Here is an 18,987-nt window from a genome sequence, read left to right as displayed (position 1 = left end):
TAAAACAAAAGACGAGGTTTACTTATAAATCTCGTCTTTTATCATTGAAACTATCTCTTGAATTTCTTCATTGATTCTTTCATCTAGTTCTTCTTTAGTAATCAATTCATCATTATGTGCTTCTGTATACCCTAGTATTATCCCTAAAGAATTCTTAACATTGTGCAACATAATTTTTTTCTTCTGTTCATTTTTATCCAATTCTGAACTTCTTTTATAAATCATAAATATATTTAAAAATACAAAAAATGTTAAAGGCAGGAAAAATATTTTAATATGTATTGCGGCAATAAGAAATACTACTATTAATACATTTATAGTTATGAAACTAATCATATTTTTCATGATATAAACTATAAACCTCTTTTTTATTTATTCCATGTTCTTTAGCAGTATTTTTAATAGCTTCTGATTTTTTTTCACCACTTTGGACTTTTTGATAGATTATTTCCACAATATCATCAAGATTAAGGTCTGTTATTTCTTCATCCTTTGATGGAGAAATAATAACAACAAATTCCCCTTTTTCCTTAATTTCTCCACCTAACATATCTAATATCACGCTAGCTTCATATGTTTCGATTTGTTCAAACATCTTCGTAAGTTCTCTCGCTACTGCAATTTTTCTCGTTGGTGCAATTTTAGCGATCTCTTCCACTAAGTTTTTTACCCTGTGTGGACTTTCATATAAAATACCAGTTGTCTTTGAGCTTAAAATAATTTCTAACTTTTGCTTAAGTTCCTTACTTTTTCTCGGTAAGAATCCATAGAATGTATAATTGTAAGATTCTATACCGCTAGCAACCAGTGCAGTAAGTCCCGCATTAGCGCCTGGTAAAGCTACAACATCTAGTCCTGCAGTTTTTACCTTCTCTACAAGTACATACCCTGGATCTGAAATACATGGCATTCCTGCATCAGTTACCAATGCTATATCTAATCCTTCTTCTAAGTATTCTATTATCTTATCACTCATTTTATCTTCATTATGCTCATGATAACTAAGTAGTTTTTTCCCCTTCACTTCATAATGATTCAATAACTTCTGAGTATTTCTCGTATCTTCACAAGCTATTATATCCGCTTCTTTTAGCACTCTTAGTGCTCTTAATGTAATATCTTCCAAATTACCTATTGGCGTTCCCACTAAATATAACATAGTTATTTTTCCTTTATTTTCATATTAAAATCTTTTATTTTTTGCTTTTTTTCTGTATTCAAATTAAGTAAAATATACTCTTCTTTACTTCTACGAGTTCGTTTTTTGAATAGACTTTCTGCACTCGTAGCTTCACTTTTCGTCTTAAACTCTTCAAAATATATAAGTTTTACTGGTACTCTCACCCTCGTATATTTCGCACCCTTTTTGGCATTATGAGTTTTTATCCTTCTAACAATATCTGTTGTATATCCAGTATACCAAGTTTTGTCGCAACACTCAACTACATACATAAAACTACTCATAAATACCATACACTTTCTTCATTTCATCTGTATAACTACCATCTTCATTATAAATATAAAATGGTTGCTCAACTTTAATGTCGCTAACTTTCGATACACTTCCCTCAATTAGTACTATTTTACTATTTTCACTTGAAGGCTTACTATATACAAATCTTATTCTTTTTATTGCTAGTCCATTTCTCTCACATTCAGAGATAATATCACTTATTCTATATGTTCTATGAACCAATGCAAACTTCCCATTTTGTTTGACTAAATATCTAATCGCCTGGATTACATCACTAAGATTACATAGTAATTCATGACGTGAAATATTGTGATTAAACTTTTCACGTTGGTTTGGCATATTCTCAACAGGGAAATACGGTGGATTACAAATTACATAGTCAAATGTTGATGGTCTATAATATTCTCTTACATTTTTTATATCACCACTTCGCACTTCTACATTAACAATATTATTTAACTCTAGACTTTTTTTACTCAGCTCAACTAAGTCTTCCTGAATTTCTAACATTTCTATTTTGGCATCTGACTTTTCTCTAAGAATTATTGAGATACCACCATTCCCACTGCAAAGTTCTATAATATTTTTTTTAAAACTTCTCGGCACATTGGCAAAATATGGTAATAAAAAAGAGTCCGTTGACATACTATAATGGTCAACTTTTTGTAATATTTTAAAATTTTTAGAAACTGTATCAACTCTTAAATTATCTTCCATACTAACCTCTTGTTAAAAATTCTAAATTATTGTTATCTAATAAAATAGTAAAGGCAAATTTTTCCAGCACCAATGTTGCATTAACATTCCCATTCAAATCTGCCAATGCTCGAAGTATTTTTTCCTGTACCTTACTAACATTAACAACATCACTTACGATTTCATCACCATAGCTTTTAGAAACTTCCATACTTAAATATTTGAAAAACTCTACCACTTCATCTTTAGATTTTAATTTTTCTAATAGATAAATATTAGCAAGATGAGGTTTTCTCATATATCTTTTTATATATTCATTAGTAATATTAATTAACTCTTCATTTTGCTCAATTTCAATATTTTCACTGTGCCCTATTAGTTTAACTTGTTGACAGCGGGAAATAATAGTTGGTAATATGGCACTGATATTTTTACAACTAAGAATAGCTATAATATCATCTTCAGGTTCTTCTAAAAATTTAAGTAAACTGTTTGCTGCTTGCTCAGTCATTTTTTCAATATCTTTTATCCAGTAAATCTTCTTACCATAAAATGATTTAACACTTAAATCAGATTTTAATGTTTGGATTTCATCTTTCTTTATCGAAGTTTCACTTGATAATTTATAAAAATCAACATAATTCCCATGATTTATACTATTGCAGTTTTTACAATTTTCACAACTATAAAATTCTTTATCTTCATTTTTTAAACAAAAAATTGCTTTAACAAAACTCAAAATAAACTCATCAGAATATAAACTATCCTCACCTACTACTAAATAGGCATGGGATAGTTTATCTGTTTTTAATGTATTTGTTAAAGATTTTATTACAATTGTATCTTTACTAAAGTTCATTGCTTAAAAATCCTTCCAATATAGAAAGTGCTTGTTTTTGCACATTCTCGTATGTATCACTTGCATCAATTACCTTAATGCGCTCGGTATTTTCTTTTGAAAGATCATCATAACCGCGTTTGACATTTTTGTAAAAATCAAGACTTTCTTGATCCATTCGGTTATTGTCATCTCTATTTTTTGTACGCGCTAGCCCAACTTCAACATCTACACAAAAATATAGAGTCAAATCTGGTTCAAGATTATCTGTTGCATATGCATTAATATCTAAAATATCTTGTTTCGAAAGTCCTCGACCATAAGATTGGTAAGCAACCGAACTATCAACAAAACGATCACATATTACAATATATCCTTCATTTATATGAGGTAATATTTTTTTTACGATGTGGTCACGTCGACTAGCACAAAACAGTAGGCTTTCAGTCTTAGCATCGATATCATTTGAACTATCAAAAAGTAGTTCTCTCACTTTCTCGCTAAACTCTGTCCCACCAGGCTCACGCGTTGTTATTACTTTATATCCCTTTTCTTTCAAATACTCTGTAGCAAAGTTGATAAAGCTCGTTTTACCTGAACCGTCTGAACCTTCTACTGTTATGAATTTTCCTTTCATTTGAATAACCTTTCTTCTATTATTGTAACTATTTATTCATGAATTGAGAAATTCTTTCAACAGCTTCTTTTATATTTTCCATGCTTGTTGCATAACTAATTCTAAAGAAGTCATTGTATGCTTTCCCAAACGCTGTCCCAGGGATAACCCCAACACGAGCTTCTTTCGCTAATAATTTACAAAACTCCATTGCACCAAGTTCTCTATATTTCGCTGGAATTTTGGCGAAGATATAAAATGCACCATCAATTTCAGGAATTTCAAAACCTAATTCACGAAGTCTTGGAACCATATAATCTTTTCTTTCTCTATAAGTTTCAATCATATGATTATTATATTTATCTACATTTTCATCTGTTAAAGCTACTACAGCAGCATCTTGAATAAATGTTGGAGCTCCAGATACTGTAAACAGATGGAAAACCCCTATTTTTCTAATCATCGCTTGAGGAGCTGCAACAAATCCAATACGCCATCCTGTCATAGCATGAGATTTAGATAATCCACTAATTAATACAGTCTGTTCTGGAATAAACTCGGCTAATGATGTGTGTTTGTAGTTATACGTAATATCTCCATAAATTTCATCACTAAGTACAAAAATATCATATTTTCCTAATACATCAGCAATTTCTTTAACTTCTTCTCTAGTATAAGAAACACCACTAGGGTTGTTTGGATAGTTGATTAAAATTGCTTTTGCATCTTTATTCTCTTCTAGAGCTTTTTCTAAATCACTTGGACGAACTTTAAAGCCATTATCAGCTGTATCAATAAATTTAATATTACATTTATTTAAAATACCTACACCCTCATAAGCTGAGAAGTACGGTGTTACCACTAAAATAGTATCCCCTTGATTTGTAACAGCAGAGATAGTATGTTCAATCGCAGCAGAAGCACCAATTGTTACGATAACTTCATCTGAACTGTATTTTAAATTATATCTTTTCTCTAAATTTTTAGCCCACGCTGCTCTTAATGGCTCAATACCATTGTTCACTGAATAGTGTGTTCTATTATTATCTAAAGCAACTTTAGCAGCTTCCTTAACCTCTTCAGCTGTATCAAAGTCAGGCTCTCCTAATGTTAACTTAATAATTCCTTCTATCGTTGAAGCAAATGCATCAAATTCTCTAATTGGAGATCCTGTTAAATTTGCTAAAGATGTGTTAAATTTATTTTCTAATGATTTTTTAATTTCCATATAAATATTTACCTTTCTTTTTTAATAGGTACATTGCTAAAAATAACATTTCTAATATTGTAACATATTTTAAATAAAAATTAAATTAGTATCTAGAATATTAGATTAATTTATCAACAATGACTATATAACATTTTAAAGTATTTTCAATCACTTTTCAAGATGAAATATCGGATATTTCAAATAAAATTTCAGAAAATTCTAAGGAAAGTATTGAAAAAAGACTTAATTAGTATTATAATATCTCTAACACATTAAAAAATTAATTGTTTTAAAAGATAAGGAGAAATATAATTATGACAAAACTAACAGTAAATGATATCAGAGTAGAACTTACAACTACTCCAAAAGAAAAAACACCCGATGATAAACTAGGATTTGGTACAGTTTTTACGGACCATATGTTCGTTATGGACTGGTCATCTGACAAAGGCTGGTACGACCCACGTATCGTTCCTTACGGACCTATTCCAGTTTCACCTGCCTTAAACGTATTACACTATGGACAAAGTGTTTTCGAAGGTATGAAAGCATATAATGCTAATGGAGAAGCAGTTTTATTCCGTCCAGAACAAAACTTTAGACGTTTAAATAAATCTTCAGACCGTATCGCTTTACCTGAGCTAGATGAAGAATTTGCACTAGCTGCTCTTAAAAAATTAATCTCTATCGATAAAGAATGGATCCCTAAATCAGAAGGTACTTCTTTATACGTTAGACCATTCCTATACGGTGCAGAAGAAGCTCTAGGAGTTCACCCAAACAACGAAGTTAAATTCGTAATCATCTTATCTCCATCAGGAAGCTACTTCAAAGCAGGTTTACAACCAAACAAAATCTTCGTAGAACACGAATATGTACGTGCTGTTCGTGGTGGATTCGGATTCGCTAAAACAGCAGGTAACTACGCTGGATCTCTTAAAGGTCAAAAGAAAGCACAAGAATTAGGATATTCTCAATCTCTATGGCTTGATGGAGTTGAACAAAAATACATTGAAGAAGGTGGAGCAATGAATATCTTCTTCAAAATCGATGGAACATTCGTTACACCAGAATTAAACGGTTCTATCCTTCCAGGTATCACTCGTGCATCTGTGTTAGAATTACTTAAATCACTAGGTGAAAAAGTTGAAGAAAGAAAATTAGCACTTGAAGAAGTTTATGAAGCTTATGATAACGGAAAACTTGAAGAAGTATTCCTATGTGGTACTGCAGCCGTAATCGCTCCAGTTGGTGAATTATTCGATGGTACTAAAAAATTAGAACTTATCACTGATAACAAACCAGGAGAATGGACTCAAAAAATCTACAACCTACTTACTGGTATCCAATTAGGTAAAGTTGAAGACAAATTCGGTTGGGTTGTAAAAGTAGAAGACTAATATTAATAAAAGATTCCAAGTTTAATAATTTGGAATCTTTTTTATACCTTCTTATTATTAGATTTATATATTATTATGTTATATCTGTTATATATAATTGACACTAACAGATATCACTTTTAAGAAAACAAAAAATGAAGTATGGAATTACATCCTACTTCATTTTTTTATTATTTAAAAGATTTTAATTTTCTCTAAATTTTATTTTTTATAAGCAAATGTATAAAGTGCAGAAACTAATGTAACAGCTCCTACAAAGTTACCTAAAAATACTGTTCCCATGTTTTGGATAAATTGTAAAACTGAGATATTTGCACCTTCAAACATTGCAGCTGGGATTGCGAACATGTTCGCAACCAAGTGTTGGAATCCAATAGCAACGAAAGTCATAATTGGGAACCATACACCAAACATTTTACTACCTACATCTTTAGCAGCGAAGTTTAACCATACTGCCATACCAACTAACCAGTTACACCCTACAGCTGAGAAGAATACTTGCCAGAATGTTAAGTATACTTTTGATTCACCAGCTGAAATAGTTTTAGCTGCAATAGCACCACCAGTTAAACCAGTTAAATGTCCTAAGAAATAAGCAATAACTAGAGAACCAACAAGGTTTGCAAATGTAATAACAACCATGTTTTTAGCCAACAGTTTAAAACTAATTTTCTTATTAAACCACGCAACAGTTACAGCCATCATATTACCCGTAACTAATTCTCCACCACCAACTAAAATACAAATAAGTCCAATTGGGAAAACAGATGCTCCAAGTAATGCACCAATTCCTCCAAATTCTTTAGGAATTGATCCTGATACACGAAGTAAGGCTAAAAATCCTACTCCGATAAATGCCCCACCTAAGAAACCTAAACTTAACATATATTTAAGGCCCGCAGTAGCTTTGGCAGTACCTTTTTTAATAGTTAGTTCATAAACTTCTTGAGGCTCTAAAAATGCTTTAGATTCTACAGTGTTTGTCATAATAACACTCTCCTTAAAAAATTTATAATAATTACATAGATAAGAAATATCTACTATCTATAATAAAAATTATACAATAACAATGAAGTTTTTTCAACCCTGTTTTAATACAGATTATATTAAAAAGCTCATAATTTAATAACGATTATATATTTCTTTTTTAATAAACAATATAAATATATTAATATTAATTTTAAACCGAATAATAAAATACACTTAAGATAAACCGTTTCCTTATAATTTGTTATTTTAATATTTAAATTATTCTTTTTTCAAAATTCAGTTAACGAACTCCTTAATAGTAGCTATTCACCTAAAATAATATTAGTAATTTTTTTAAAAATAAGTGTTTAAATTTCAGAAGATCATAACAATAGAGATTACTGAAATTTCTAATATCTTTTCCTCTTGTTTTCATCACTATTACAAAACTAGTTAAATAATCTTTTATATACCTTATCAATATTTTTTCCTGTTATAATAATAATTCTCAATTAAAAATACATTTATTTAGTTACAAAATTTCCAAAGAGTTTAGTACTATATTCATAATTTTTAATCAATTATAAAAAACTTTATTACAACTCTACCTTTTTTATCTACTCCCTATATTAACTCATATTACAATTTGAATTTTCAATTACAACTCATATAAAAAAGCGATTGGATAATTCCAATCGCTTAATTTACTATCTTGCAAGCTTAACTGCTCTAACCTCACGGATAACATTAACTTTAATGTTTCCTGGGTATTGCATCGTTTCTTCGATTTTATTTTTAACTTCTTTGGCAATTTTGTAAGTTTTTGTATCATCTACTTCTTCCGGATTTACGATTACTCGAATCTCACGACCTGCTTGAATAGCAAATGTTTTTTCTACACCTTTGTGTTCATTTGCAATTTCTTCAAGTTTTTGTAGACGTTTAATATAATTTTCTAATGACTCTCTTCGAGCTCCTGGACGTGATGCAGAAAGTGCATCCGCTGTGGCAACAATGACAGAAATTGGGTTTGTTGGTTCTGTATCACCGTGGTGTGAAGCAATCGCATTAACAACAATTGCATTCTCTTTATATTTAAGAGCTAATGCCACACCAATTTCAACGTGTGAACCTTCAACTTCATGATCAAGTGCTTTACCGATATCATGTAGTAAACCTGCACGACGAGCTGTAGCAACATCTAAGTCTAACTCAGCTGCGATAAGTCCAGAAATATACGCTACTTCCATAGAGTGTTGTAATCCATTTTGACCATAACTTGTTCTATATTTTAACTTACCAACGATTTTTACTAAATCTGGATGCATATTATGGATACCAAGGTCAAATGTAGCTTGTTCCCCTGCATCACGAATAACTTGATCAATGTTCTTACGTGCTTTATCAACAGCTTCCTCAATTTTCGAAGGATGTATACGACCATCATCAATAAGTGATTTAATCGCAGTTTTTGCAATCTCACGACGTATTGGATCATATCCTGAAAGGATAACTGCTTCTGGAGTATCATCAATAATTAAGTCTACTCCTGTTAATGTTTCTAAAGTACGAATGTTTCTTCCTTCACGACCGATAATACGACCTTTCATATCATCACTTGGAAGATCTACAACAGATACAGTAGTTTCACTAACTACATCTGTAGCAAAACGTTGTAATGATTGAACAATAAGTTCTTTTGCACGTTTATCAGCAACATTTTTCGCCTCTAGTTCTTTATTTCTTATATATATTGCCATGTCTTTAGCCATATCAGTCTCAACTGCGGCCATAATCTCTTCACGAGCTTGTTCTTCTGTTAAGTTTGCAATTCTTTGCAACTCTGTTTCTTGTTGAATCTTAAGTTGATTAACTTCGCTACTTTTCTCTTCAAGAAGTTGAGATTTTTCTTCCAATTTCATCTCTCTAGAACTCAACAACTCGTCTTTTTTATTTAAAAGCTCTGTTTGGCGTTCTAGTGAAGATTCTTTTTGAACGATTCTATCTTCTTGTCTTTGAATATCTTGTTTTTTAAATTCTGCTTCTTTATTAGCAATGTTAATTATCTCTTCAGCTTCTTTTTTAGCAATAGTAGTTTCTTTTTCAACTATATATCTAGCTTCTTTTCTTGCTTCACCAATAATATGGTCAGCATCTTGCTTAGATAACTCTAATTTCTTCTGAATAGAATTTTTTGAAATAATATATCCAAATAAAAGTCCAACAAGTAAAGCTGCAACACTGATTATTCCGTAAATCATTTTGCAACCTCTTTCTATTTTGAAAAATTTTTTTATTATGATATAACAACTAGTCGATAATTAAAATCCACACAAATTGTCACATACCATAACTACAATTCTACACTACCTATAGTAAAAAGTCAATAGTTCACTCAGGGAAAATCCTAGTTTACAAAAACTTTTCTTCTATATAATATAGTTTTTTAATTTCTTTTTAAATTATAACTTATATTATCAACTATTTGAAATTTCTACTTGAATTTTAGCCGACTTAGTTGTATTATTTTAATATCTACTCAATAAAAGTAGAATTATTTTTACCAATAAAATAAGTTTTTTTTAAAAAAGTTATTAAAATACTTGCAATTACTTATCCAGTGTGATATTATAATCTAGTATGTAAAAATACAAAACTTGATTGAGTGGGAGAACGAAAAATTCAAAGACGTTCAAATGACCACATCACGAAAAATATATAGGAGGTTTTATCGTGGCTAAAAAAGTTATAAAAGTTGTTAAATTACAAGTACCAGCAGGTAAAGCTAACCCAGCTCCACCAGTTGGTCCAGCGTTAGGTCAAGCTGGTGTAAACATCATGGGATTCTGTAAAGAATTCAATGCTCGTACACAAGACCAAGCAGGATTAATCATTCCAGTAGTAATCTCAGTATATGAAGACCGTTCATTTACTTTCATTACTAAAACACCACCTGCACCAGTATTACTTAAAAAAGCAGCTAAAATTGAAAAAGCATCTTCTGTACCTAACCGTGACAAAGTTGCTACAGTTTCAAAAGCTCAAGTTCAAGAAATCGCTGAACTTAAAATGGCTGACTTAAACGCAGCTTCTGTAGAAGCAGCAATGCGTATGATCGAAGGTACTGCAAGAAGTATGGGTATCTTAGTAGGAGAATAGGAGGATAATTATAATGGCAAAAAAAGGTAAAAAATATCTTGAAGCAGCTAAATTAGTAGATTCTTCTAGTCTATACTCTGTAGTAGAAGCAATCGAATTAGCTAAAAAAACAAGCACAGTAAATTTTGACGCAACTGTAGAAGTTGCATTCCGTTTAGGAGTTGACACTCGTAAAAACGACCAACAAGTTCGTGGAGCAGTAGTTCTTCCTAAAGGAACTGGTAAAACTGCTAAAGTTTTAGTTTTTGCTAAAGGTGATAAAGCAGCAGAAGCTGAAGCAGCAGGAGCTGACTACGTAGGACAAGGTGAATACATCACTAAAATCCAACAAGGTTGGTTTGATTTTGACGTAATCGTAGCTACTCCAGACATGATGGGAGAAGTTGGTAAAATCGGTCGTGTATTAGGACCTAAAGGATTAATGCCAAACCCTAAAACTGGTACTGTAACTATGGACGTTACTAAAGCTGTTAATGAAATCAAAGCTGGTAAAGTTGAATACCGTGCTGAAAAAGCTGGTGTTGTTCACACTCCAATCGGTAAAGTTTCATTCTCAACTGAAGACTTAGTTGAAAACTTCAACGCTGTTCAAGACGCTTTAGCTAAAGCTAAACCAGCTGCTGCTAAAGGAACTTACTTCAAATCTGTAGCTGTAACTACAACTATGGGTCCTGGAGTTCGTGTTAACACAGCAGAATTCAAATAAGAAATATTAATACAAAGAAGATTTGGTTATCCAAGTCTTCTTTTTTTATACCTTCCCTACTTTTCTATAATACAAAAAAGCTACGACTTAATCTCTTATTTATCAAGTCACTAGCTTTTTCATATTTATTAAATTTTCGATTTATCCTTGCTTAACCTTATTTGGTTTCATTATAAGTATTTATTAGTTCAACTCTAGTTGCATCTTTAGTTCCTTCTTTAATTCCTTCAAAGAACATATTAGCTTCAAATGTATAAATTTTTAAGACACTTGTACTTATTAAAAGGAACAGAATTAAAGCAAGTTTTCCTTTATACTTTTTATCTACTCGTTTATTTTCTCTATTATGAGCTAATAAAATATTTACGCTAACAAAGTAGTATACCAATGTGATTACTATTAATAGTGCTAATTTTATTAAACTAAATTGCGTATTATCATATTTTGGACCTATATATCCACTAAAAGGCACTAAAGAAAATCGAAAGATTCCTACTATAAATTGATAAATAATAATATCATATATAAAGAAGTATATTAGTGTTATTTTTGTCTTAATCATTTGGATTACAGCAAAATTTGATACTGCTATAACTACTATTATTGCATATAGGTATTCAATAGGATTAACTTTACGATAAATATAATCTAATACAAGAGATATTATTCCCCCAAAGAATAAAGTTATATAAGTTGTATAGTAAATATATCTTACTTTATCTTTTAATGAAATCGGTAGATATTCAATAAATTGTTTTTCAGGATCATCATATTTTCTTCCATTTATCACAATAATTATTGAACTAATAACAGCTAAAATAATATAAGTTTTATGAAATAATAACTCAAGTACTACAGTGATGGTAATAAAATAATATAGTAAATATAAACTCTTATATAATAAAGGTTTCGTATAATTTCTATTTGAAATTAAATTCCAAATTGCGCCAAAGTTTGTATCGTATTTTTGTTTAATCATTTGAGTTCTCTCCCTTCATAATAGAAAGTAAAATTTTTTCTATATCTGTAGTGTTAAATCTTTCTTGTAGCTCTACTATATCTTCTTTAGTATTAATTCTTCCATTTTCTAAAACAATTATATAATCTGCTAAACTCTTTATCACTAAAGGATCTTCAGTTACAAGAATAATCATTTTATTTTCATCTATATAATCTCTTAGAAGATTTAATATTTCTTTTTTGGCTATTAGTCCTACTCCAGAAAATGGATTATCTAGTACTAATATTCTAGACATAGTAAAATATCCTATTGCAAATAACAATATTTTTTTCTCCCCTTGAGACAATTCATAAATTTTACTATGAAGAACAATCTTATGTTTATTTAGAAATTCAAAACATTTATCTATATTAAATCTTTCATCTAATTTAGATATTTTATATAGAACTTCATTTACCTGTAAAGTGTCTGAAAACAATGGTTTATCGGCAACATATGAATATAGTTTCTTAATTTCTACTGCATTTTGTTGAAAGTTCAAACTATTATAGATAATTGCATTGGTTTCTGATGGCATTGCACCTAATAGTGTTTGAAGAAATAGTGTTTTACCACTCCCACTATTACCTGTTATTGCATACACATATCCGCCTTCTAACTCCAAATCTATAGGACCTAGTTGAAATGACTTTTTATTAATCTGTAAATTATTCACTTTTATCATAAATTTTTTCCTCCAATACTTTATCAACTATATCCTTAATATCTTCTATATTAAGTCCATCATTAATAGCATTATCAATTATTACCTTTAGTTCAACTAAATACTCTTCTTTTTTTATAGATAATACAGTAGCTAAATCTATATCATTTACAAAATATCCCACAGCTCCTTTAGAATATATGAGTTCTTCTTGTAATAATACTTCATATGATTTTTTTACTGTTATTATACCTACTTCTAGCTCTTTAGATAAGCTTCTAATAGAAGGTAATTGATCATTGCATTTTAAGCTACCATTAAGAATACTACTCTTTATTTGTGTAGCCACCTGTTGATAAATCGGAACAGATGACATATTAGAAATTTTTATATCCATCATACTCCTCCTTATTAATTCTTTTAAGATTAATTTGTATAATTCAATTAGATATTAAAAACGTTTTCTTGTATCTACTGTGATTATACGACAGATACAGTCACTTTGTCAATATATATTTTGTAATTTTTTAAATTTTTTATTAAAAATACTTTAAATCCTAAGTTTAAAGGTAAATATCATTTTGAAATACTTTGTTACATGTTATAATTATATTAATTATTATTTTAGGAGTGTATTTATGATTACTATTATTGTGCCAATTTATAACGAAGAAAAAACAATACGTGATTTCGTCTATAATCTATATTGTTTGCATAATATAAAGGAACATGAGGTGCTTTTCGTTGATGGTGGTTCGACAGATAAGACAAAAGAAATTTTAGATGAACTTTCTTATTTCGGTTACTCATATCACTTATCAGATAAAAAAGGACGAGCAAATCAGATGAATTATGGGGCAAAAATTGCTAAGGGGGATATTCTATGGTTCATTCATTGCGATAGTGTTCTTCAAAAAGATGTAATAGAAAAAGTTCTTGCTTGCCCTACTGAAGTTGGATGTCTAAAGATTAGATTTTATCCAAGTAGCTTTCCTATGTGGGTAAATTCTCTTGTTTCAAATATGCGTGCAAGTATTACTAACCTTGCCTTTGGAGATCAAGCGATATTTCTAACCAAAAAAGTTTTTAATGAAGTTGGAGGATATAAGGACATGCCTTTAATGGAAGATTATAAACTCTCTGAAGATTTAAGTGCACTAAGTTACAAAATTACAGTAATTGACTCCCCTATCACAACATCTACGAGAAGATATAAAAATCATACTGTAAAAACAATGTGGCAGATGCAACAATACCAAAAAATGTATCGACGTGGAGTTCCAGTAGAAGAAATAGCAAAAATGTATAGAGATGTAAGATAATAGATTTAAGAATTTTTAAAATTATTTTTTAATTGAGGGGCTGAACCAAAAGTACTAAATTTTAAAATAGTTTACATGAAAACTCATAGCCTCAGCAGTAGACACAATCCAATCAGTTTCGTCTTATGACTCACTTCTTGGTGTGTCCTTGCATACGTTATACGTAAGAATCTTAACGTGTCTATGGCACTAAAAATTCTAACGTACAACGCAAGTGGTTTATTGATATCTAAATTCGCTTTATGAAAGCTTTTTAGATATCTAATAAACTATGCGGTGATGACTCGACAAAATCGTTTTCTCCGAAATCACGATTTTTGAGTCAATCCCATAAATCGGACAATTTCATTGATTATTTATGCAAACTAACATATAATAAAATTATATAAATTTTTAAAGGAGAGAATAAATATGGCAGACTATTTTAAAAAGAAACATTTAATCGAATTTGGTGAAGGGAAATTTGGAGAAGACGCACCTGATTACTGGAAAAACTTTATGAATTACTACGGTAATGTTATGGCTGAGGGTGAACTAACAACTCGTGAAAAAGCTCTTATTGCACTTGCGGTAGCTCATGCTGAAGCTTGTCCTTATTGTATTGATGCTTATACTAGTACTTGTTTAGAAGAAGGATGCGACCAAGATCAAATCGCAGAAGCTATTCACGTTGCAGCAGCAATGAAAGCTGGTATTACTCTTGTACACGGTCTTCAAAGTAAAGAACTTTCTGATAAATTAATAAACTAGTATTATTATGACAGAATTAAATATTCCTAAATTTTTTGACCAAGTTGAGGAAAAACAATATTTATTAACTGAAGAATTTCCTGAAGTTATGCAAATTAACGTAGGTAGTTTATGTAATATTACATGCAGTCACTGTCATGTTGATGGTGGTCCTACAAGGAAAAATAACATGGTTCGAGAAACTTTTGAACAAATAATCGAAGCATTTAAAGTTGGTAAATATAAAACAATGGATATTACAGGTGGGGCTCCTGAGATGAATCCAAACTTTAGATGGTTTTTAAAAGAAATCTCACAGTATGCCAAAACTGTAATCGTAAGAACAAATCTTATTATCCTAGACGTTCCAGCTTATAGAGATATACCAGAACTATATCGCGACTTAAAGGTTCAAGTAGTAGCGTCTCTACCCTACTACAACGAAAAAGTCGTAGCTAAGCAACGTGGAAAAGGTGTTTTTCCTAAGTCAATAGAGGTACTAAGAAGACTAAATGAATTAGGTTATGGGAAAGAAGAAGACCTTATCTTAAACCTAGTCTATAATCCAAATGGAGCATTTTTACCTCCTAAACAAGAAGCATTAGAAAAAACTTATAAGAAAAAACTATATGACAATTTTGAAATTGTCTTTAATAACCTATTTGCAATAACAAACAATCCTATTGGAAGATTCTCTGAATTTTTACATAGAGAAGATTTATATGAAGGATATATGAATAAACTTTATAAAGCATACAATCCTGCAACATTGCCAGGTCTAATGTGTAGAAACATGATTTCTGTTGGTCCTGATGGATCTTTATATGATTGTGACTTTAACTACATCGAAAAGCTTAAAATCTCAGGTGAAGTTAATCATGTGAGTCAGCTTGTAGATAATCATACGGGTATACGTAGAATTGTTACTGGTATGCATTGTTATGGTTGTACAGCAGGAGCCGGCTCATCTTGAGGTGGAGAGACTTGCTAGCATAGGTTATGCTAATAATAAACTAAAAGAAGCCATTAACCGCGGCTTCTTTTTTCTTCACTATTTTTTAATTAATGTGTTAATAATATTTCCAGCGATATCACTAAGGCCACTTCCACTATTACTGGTGATATTAAACAACTCACTCATATCGCTACTTAATGAATTTTCCTTAGAATATGATTCTAATACTTTATTAATCATCGGTGCTACAAGCGCTGAGCCTGCACCCTGATTTAGTTGTTCTAATGCCTTATTTAGAATATCAGTAACGAATGATGGAGCTTGATTTCCACCTATAATGTTATTAATTAATTCTTTAATTTTATCATCTGATCCATTACTTCCTGAAGATAAAACATTTTCTAATATATTTTTTAACATATTACACCTCATGAATTATTTTATTCTAGTTTACCATATAAAACATAAATGTACTATATATTCAACTTTCAAAATATAATTTATAAAGTTCTAATTTAAGATAACTATTTGTAGCAAATTTGATAGTGTCCCCATGCCCCGGATTTCAATTTTTATATATAAAAAGACAAATATCCAATATAATTAAAGTGTAGAAAAATAATTAACTAAGAAAGGATATTTGTCATGTCTAATTTTATCACAAATTTACTATTAATAAAAGACCAAAATATAACTATGGAGGATAAACTTGATTTAATAAATGTAGATGGTCAAGATACATTCATATTTCATGGAGCTTTATCATATGAACCAAAGTGTTGTACAAACTGCGGTTGTAAGAAAGAAGGAAATAATATAGTTAAAAATGGATTCGGCGATCCTTTAAAAGTAGCTTTATTAAAGATGTCAGAATGCCCTACATATCTAAGATTAAAGAAACAGCGCTTTAAATGTAAAGAATGTAATTCTAAGTTTTGTGCTGAAACATCATTTGTACAAAAACACTGCAGTATATCTAAAAATCTTATATTTCTCATTATGAAGAATCTTTCTAAGACACTATCATTTAAAGATATAGCTGAATTAAGTAATGTATCAGTATCTACAGTAGTAAGAGTAATGAAATCATGTAGAGAAGCTGTAGAAGTTAAGACTCATTCAAACCTACCAGAACACCTGTGTTTCGATGAGATAAAATCAACTAAAGATAGTAAAAATGGAATGAGTTTCGTATTCATAGATGCTAGAACACATGATTTTATAGATATTGTAGATGGAAGAACACAACATATATTAAAACAATACTTTATGAGATATTCAAGAAAAGTAAGAAAGAAAGTAAAAACGATTTGTATAGATATTTATCCACCTTATATGAATATGATTAGAGAGATGTTCCCTAACGCTGAGATAATAATAGATAGATTCCACATGGTTCAAAATATTAATAGAGAATTAAATAAAGCTAGAGTAAAACTAATGAATCAATATAAGAATAAAAAAGGTTCTACTTACACTATTCTAAAGAACTTCTGGAAAGTAATATTAGAAGATAGAGATAAAGTAAATTCAACAAAAATATTCTATTCTAGAAGCTTTAAACGCTATGTAACCAGAAAAGTAGTATTAGATTATATATTAGCTATAGATACTGAATTTACAGCCAGCTATGAGAGAGTACATGAGATAAGAGAAGCTATTAAGGCTAAAGATTCTGTAGAATTAGAGAAGTATATAGATATGGACACTAGAGGATTATCTAAAGGTGTAGCTAAGGCTATAAATACTATGAAAAAGCACAAAGAATATATGTTTAATTCTGTTAAATATGTGTATTCTAATGGCCCATTAGAAGGATTTAATAATAAAATAAAACTACTAAAGAGAGTATCTTATGGATATTCTAGCTTTAGTAATTTCAGACTACGTATTTTAATTATGTCTAGATTATTTGTTTCTGAGTATAAAAATAATATCAAGCTTAAAGAAAATAAGAAAAAATCTAAGCAGCAAAATGCTGCCTAGATCTCATTTCCTATTTTTCTCCATGCCCCGAATTTGACAAAGAGCCATTTAGTATACAACCCCAATAAACAAAAGAAGCACTCCTGACTTTCGTCAAGCGTGCTTCTTTATTAACTATATCAAAGTAATATTACCCAAATAATAGTTTATATTATTTTTGTTTACGTCTTCTTGCTGCAGCAGCTAATCCTAAGATTGCTAAGCCTAATCCTGCTAATGTAGAATTGTTATCAGCTATACCTGTATTTGGTAATACTTTTTCACCTGCTTTAGCTACTGGAGCTTTTGGTGCTTCTGGAGTAGCTGGTACTTCTGGTGTTGATGGTTTTTCAGGACGTGGTGTTGGAGTTGCTTTTGGAGTTACTGTTACTGGTACTTCTACTTCAACAATTTCTCCTGTTGGTAATTTAACTTTAACTTTAACACTTGGTTTTTGTCCTGCTGTTTCTGTTGTTGGGATTTCTCCAACTTCTACGATTTCAGCATCTTTTGGTAATTCAACGTGTTTCTTAACATCTTCTTTAGTAATTGGAGTTCCTACTTCTACTACGATTGGAGTTGTTTTCACTGTTGGTCTTGGAGCTGGAGTTTCTTTTGGTGTAACTTTTACTGGTACTTCTAGTTCAATTACTTCTCCAGTTGGTAATTTCACCTTAACTTTAACACCTGTTTTATCTCCTGGTGTTTCTGTTGTTGGGATTTCTCCAACTTCAATAATTTCCCATCCTGATTCTTTAGGAATATTAACGTGTTTCTTAACATCATCTGGTGTAATTGTTGTTCCTTGAGGTACAACGATTGGTGTTACAGTTGGAGTAGCAATTACTGGTACTTCTACTTTAATTGTTTTACCATTTGGTAATTTAACTGTAACTGTTGCTGATGGTCTTACACCTGCAGGGAATGTTTCAGGAAGTTCTGGTTCCCCTACGATTTCCCATCCAGTTACTCCTGGAATTTCGATGTGTTTTTCTACATCTTTTTTAGTAAGTTTAGTTCTTTCTGGAACAATAATTGGTGTAACTTTTGGTTCTACCACATTAACTACTACAGGAACTCGTACAATTTCTTTACCATCTTTATCCTTAACGATTACAACAGCTTCTTTTTTACCTGGTTTAGAAGTATCTACTGGTGTTTCGTATTCGAATGTTGATCCTTCTGGGTAATTTCCTGGAGTAATGTTATCTTTTGGATCTGGTTTATCACCTTTCGGTACAAGTTGTTCTTTTCCTTCAACTACTGTTACTGGTACTTTAACTG

At 30.5% G+C, this 18,987-nt stretch carries 21 protein-coding genes; 7 read left to right on the top strand and 14 right to left on the bottom strand.

Going from position 1 to position 18,987, the window contains the following annotated elements:
- Positions 1-18: 18 nt before the first annotated feature.
- From O3801_RS07915 to O3801_RS07885, 7 genes are all read right to left on the bottom strand, one after another.
- Entirely contained in the window at positions 19-225 is a 207-nt protein-coding gene (locus O3801_RS07915; protein ID WP_003144802.1) for a hypothetical protein, read from the bottom strand.
- Positions 226-328: 103 nt separating this feature from the next.
- Positions 329-1,165, bottom strand: coding sequence for a 16S rRNA (cytidine(1402)-2'-O)-methyltransferase (rsmI, locus tag O3801_RS07910; RefSeq protein ID WP_371454612.1), 837 nt, complete (start codon positions 1,163-1,165; stop codon positions 329-331).
- Positions 1,162-1,473: a GIY-YIG nuclease family protein gene (locus O3801_RS07905; protein ID WP_371454611.1), complete on the bottom strand. Its 312-nt coding sequence runs from the start codon at positions 1,471-1,473 to the stop codon at positions 1,162-1,164. Before O3801_RS07905 ends, rsmI begins: the two co-directional genes overlap by 4 nt.
- Complete coding sequence (locus O3801_RS07900; RefSeq protein ID WP_371454610.1) at positions 1,457-2,191, bottom strand: tRNA1(Val) (adenine(37)-N6)-methyltransferase; 735 nt, start codon at positions 2,189-2,191, stop codon at positions 1,457-1,459. The genes O3801_RS07905 and O3801_RS07900 overlap by 17 nt, the downstream gene beginning before the upstream one ends.
- A 1-nt stretch (position 2,192) precedes the next feature.
- Complete coding sequence (locus O3801_RS07895) at positions 2,193-3,029, bottom strand: DNA polymerase III subunit delta' (protein ID WP_371454609.1); 837 nt, start codon at positions 3,027-3,029, stop codon at positions 2,193-2,195.
- Entirely contained in the window at positions 3,019-3,645 is a 627-nt protein-coding gene (gene tmk, locus O3801_RS07890; protein WP_294683062.1) for a dTMP kinase, read from the bottom strand. Before tmk ends, O3801_RS07895 begins: the two co-directional genes overlap by 11 nt.
- 28 nt (positions 3,646-3,673) lie before the next feature.
- Entirely contained in the window at positions 3,674-4,852 is a 1,179-nt protein-coding gene (locus tag O3801_RS07885; protein ID WP_294683063.1) for an aminotransferase class I/II-fold pyridoxal phosphate-dependent enzyme, read from the bottom strand.
- A 296-nt stretch (positions 4,853-5,148) separates the two neighbouring features.
- Between O3801_RS07885 and O3801_RS07880 the strand changes: the two genes are divergently transcribed.
- On the top strand, positions 5,149-6,234 hold the full coding sequence (locus O3801_RS07880) for a branched-chain amino acid aminotransferase (protein WP_294683064.1): 1,086 nt from the start codon (positions 5,149-5,151) through the stop codon (positions 6,232-6,234).
- A 201-nt stretch (positions 6,235-6,435) separates the two neighbouring features.
- Here the strand turns inward: O3801_RS07880 and O3801_RS07875 are convergent, their stop codons facing one another.
- Both O3801_RS07875 and rny read right to left on the bottom strand, forming a co-directional pair.
- The gene (locus O3801_RS07875) at positions 6,436-7,221 is read right to left on the bottom strand and encodes a formate/nitrite transporter family protein (RefSeq protein ID WP_294683065.1); all 786 of its coding nucleotides are present in this window, start codon (positions 7,219-7,221) and stop codon (positions 6,436-6,438) included.
- A 689-nt stretch (positions 7,222-7,910) separates the two neighbouring features.
- Entirely contained in the window at positions 7,911-9,464 is a 1,554-nt protein-coding gene (gene rny, locus O3801_RS07870; RefSeq protein ID WP_294683066.1) for a ribonuclease Y, read from the bottom strand.
- A 472-nt stretch (positions 9,465-9,936) separates the two neighbouring features.
- On the opposite strand from rny, the gene rplK reads away from it, so the two are divergent.
- Together rplK and rplA are read left to right on the top strand one after the other, a co-directional pair.
- Entirely contained in the window at positions 9,937-10,362 is a 426-nt protein-coding gene (rplK, locus tag O3801_RS07865; RefSeq protein WP_003145837.1) for a 50S ribosomal protein L11, read from the top strand.
- Between the two features lie 13 nt (positions 10,363-10,375).
- A complete protein-coding gene (gene rplA, locus O3801_RS07860; protein ID WP_003144761.1) occupies positions 10,376-11,068 on the top strand; it encodes a 50S ribosomal protein L1 in 693 nt (230 codons plus the stop codon).
- A gap of 157 nt (positions 11,069-11,225) precedes the next feature.
- Here rplA and O3801_RS07855 read toward each other — a convergent pair whose 3' ends face one another.
- From O3801_RS07855 to O3801_RS07845, 3 genes are read right to left on the bottom strand one after another with little or no spacing between them, the layout of a single operon-like run.
- Entirely contained in the window at positions 11,226-12,047 is an 822-nt protein-coding gene (locus tag O3801_RS07855) for a hypothetical protein (RefSeq protein ID WP_371454608.1), read from the bottom strand.
- Positions 12,040-12,753: an ATP-binding cassette domain-containing protein gene (locus tag O3801_RS07850; protein WP_371454607.1), complete on the bottom strand. Its 714-nt coding sequence runs from the start codon at positions 12,751-12,753 to the stop codon at positions 12,040-12,042. Before O3801_RS07850 ends, O3801_RS07855 begins: the two co-directional genes overlap by 8 nt.
- A complete protein-coding gene (locus O3801_RS07845) occupies positions 12,737-13,129 on the bottom strand; it encodes a GntR family transcriptional regulator (RefSeq protein ID WP_299322651.1) in 393 nt (130 codons plus the stop codon). Before O3801_RS07845 ends, O3801_RS07850 begins: the two co-directional genes overlap by 17 nt.
- A 241-nt stretch (positions 13,130-13,370) precedes the next feature.
- Between O3801_RS07845 and O3801_RS07840 the strand changes: the two genes are divergently transcribed.
- From O3801_RS07840 to arsS, 3 genes are all read left to right on the top strand, one after another.
- Positions 13,371-14,054, top strand: coding sequence for a TIGR04283 family arsenosugar biosynthesis glycosyltransferase (locus O3801_RS07840; protein ID WP_294683070.1), 684 nt, complete (start codon positions 13,371-13,373; stop codon positions 14,052-14,054).
- A gap of 411 nt (positions 14,055-14,465) precedes the next feature.
- Positions 14,466-14,804, top strand: a complete 339-nt coding sequence (locus O3801_RS07835; protein WP_294682330.1) for an arsenosugar biosynthesis-associated peroxidase-like protein — start codon at positions 14,466-14,468, stop codon at positions 14,802-14,804.
- Between the two features lie 7 nt (positions 14,805-14,811).
- Complete coding sequence (gene arsS / locus O3801_RS07830) at positions 14,812-15,756, top strand: arsenosugar biosynthesis radical SAM (seleno)protein ArsS (RefSeq protein ID WP_371454606.1); 945 nt, start codon at positions 14,812-14,814, stop codon at positions 15,754-15,756.
- A gap of 78 nt (positions 15,757-15,834) precedes the next feature.
- Here arsS and O3801_RS07825 read toward each other — a convergent pair whose 3' ends face one another.
- Positions 15,835-16,158 carry an acetyl-CoA carboxylase gene (locus O3801_RS07825; RefSeq protein ID WP_371454605.1) on the bottom strand — a complete coding sequence of 108 codons (324 nt, stop codon included), beginning with the start codon at positions 16,156-16,158 and terminating at the stop codon, positions 15,835-15,837.
- A 225-nt stretch (positions 16,159-16,383) separates the two neighbouring features.
- Between O3801_RS07825 and O3801_RS07820 the strand changes: the two genes are divergently transcribed.
- Complete coding sequence (locus O3801_RS07820) at positions 16,384-17,724, top strand: ISL3 family transposase (RefSeq protein WP_483299488.1); 1,341 nt, start codon at positions 16,384-16,386, stop codon at positions 17,722-17,724.
- 151 nt (positions 17,725-17,875) lie between these two features.
- On the opposite strand, the gene O3801_RS07815 is transcribed toward O3801_RS07820, so the two are convergent.
- Positions 17,876-18,987, bottom strand: a 1,112-nt coding sequence (locus tag O3801_RS07815; RefSeq protein ID WP_371454603.1) for a Rib/alpha-like domain-containing protein, incomplete at its 5' end; no start/stop codon positions are given.

It is taken from the genome of Gemella sp. 27098_8_149 (assembly GCF_041433745.1).
Classification (GTDB): domain Bacteria; phylum Bacillota; class Bacilli; order Staphylococcales; family Gemellaceae; genus Gemella.
Note: the sequence above shows the minus strand (reverse complement) of the source record. Positions and strands in the feature narration are given on the sequence as shown.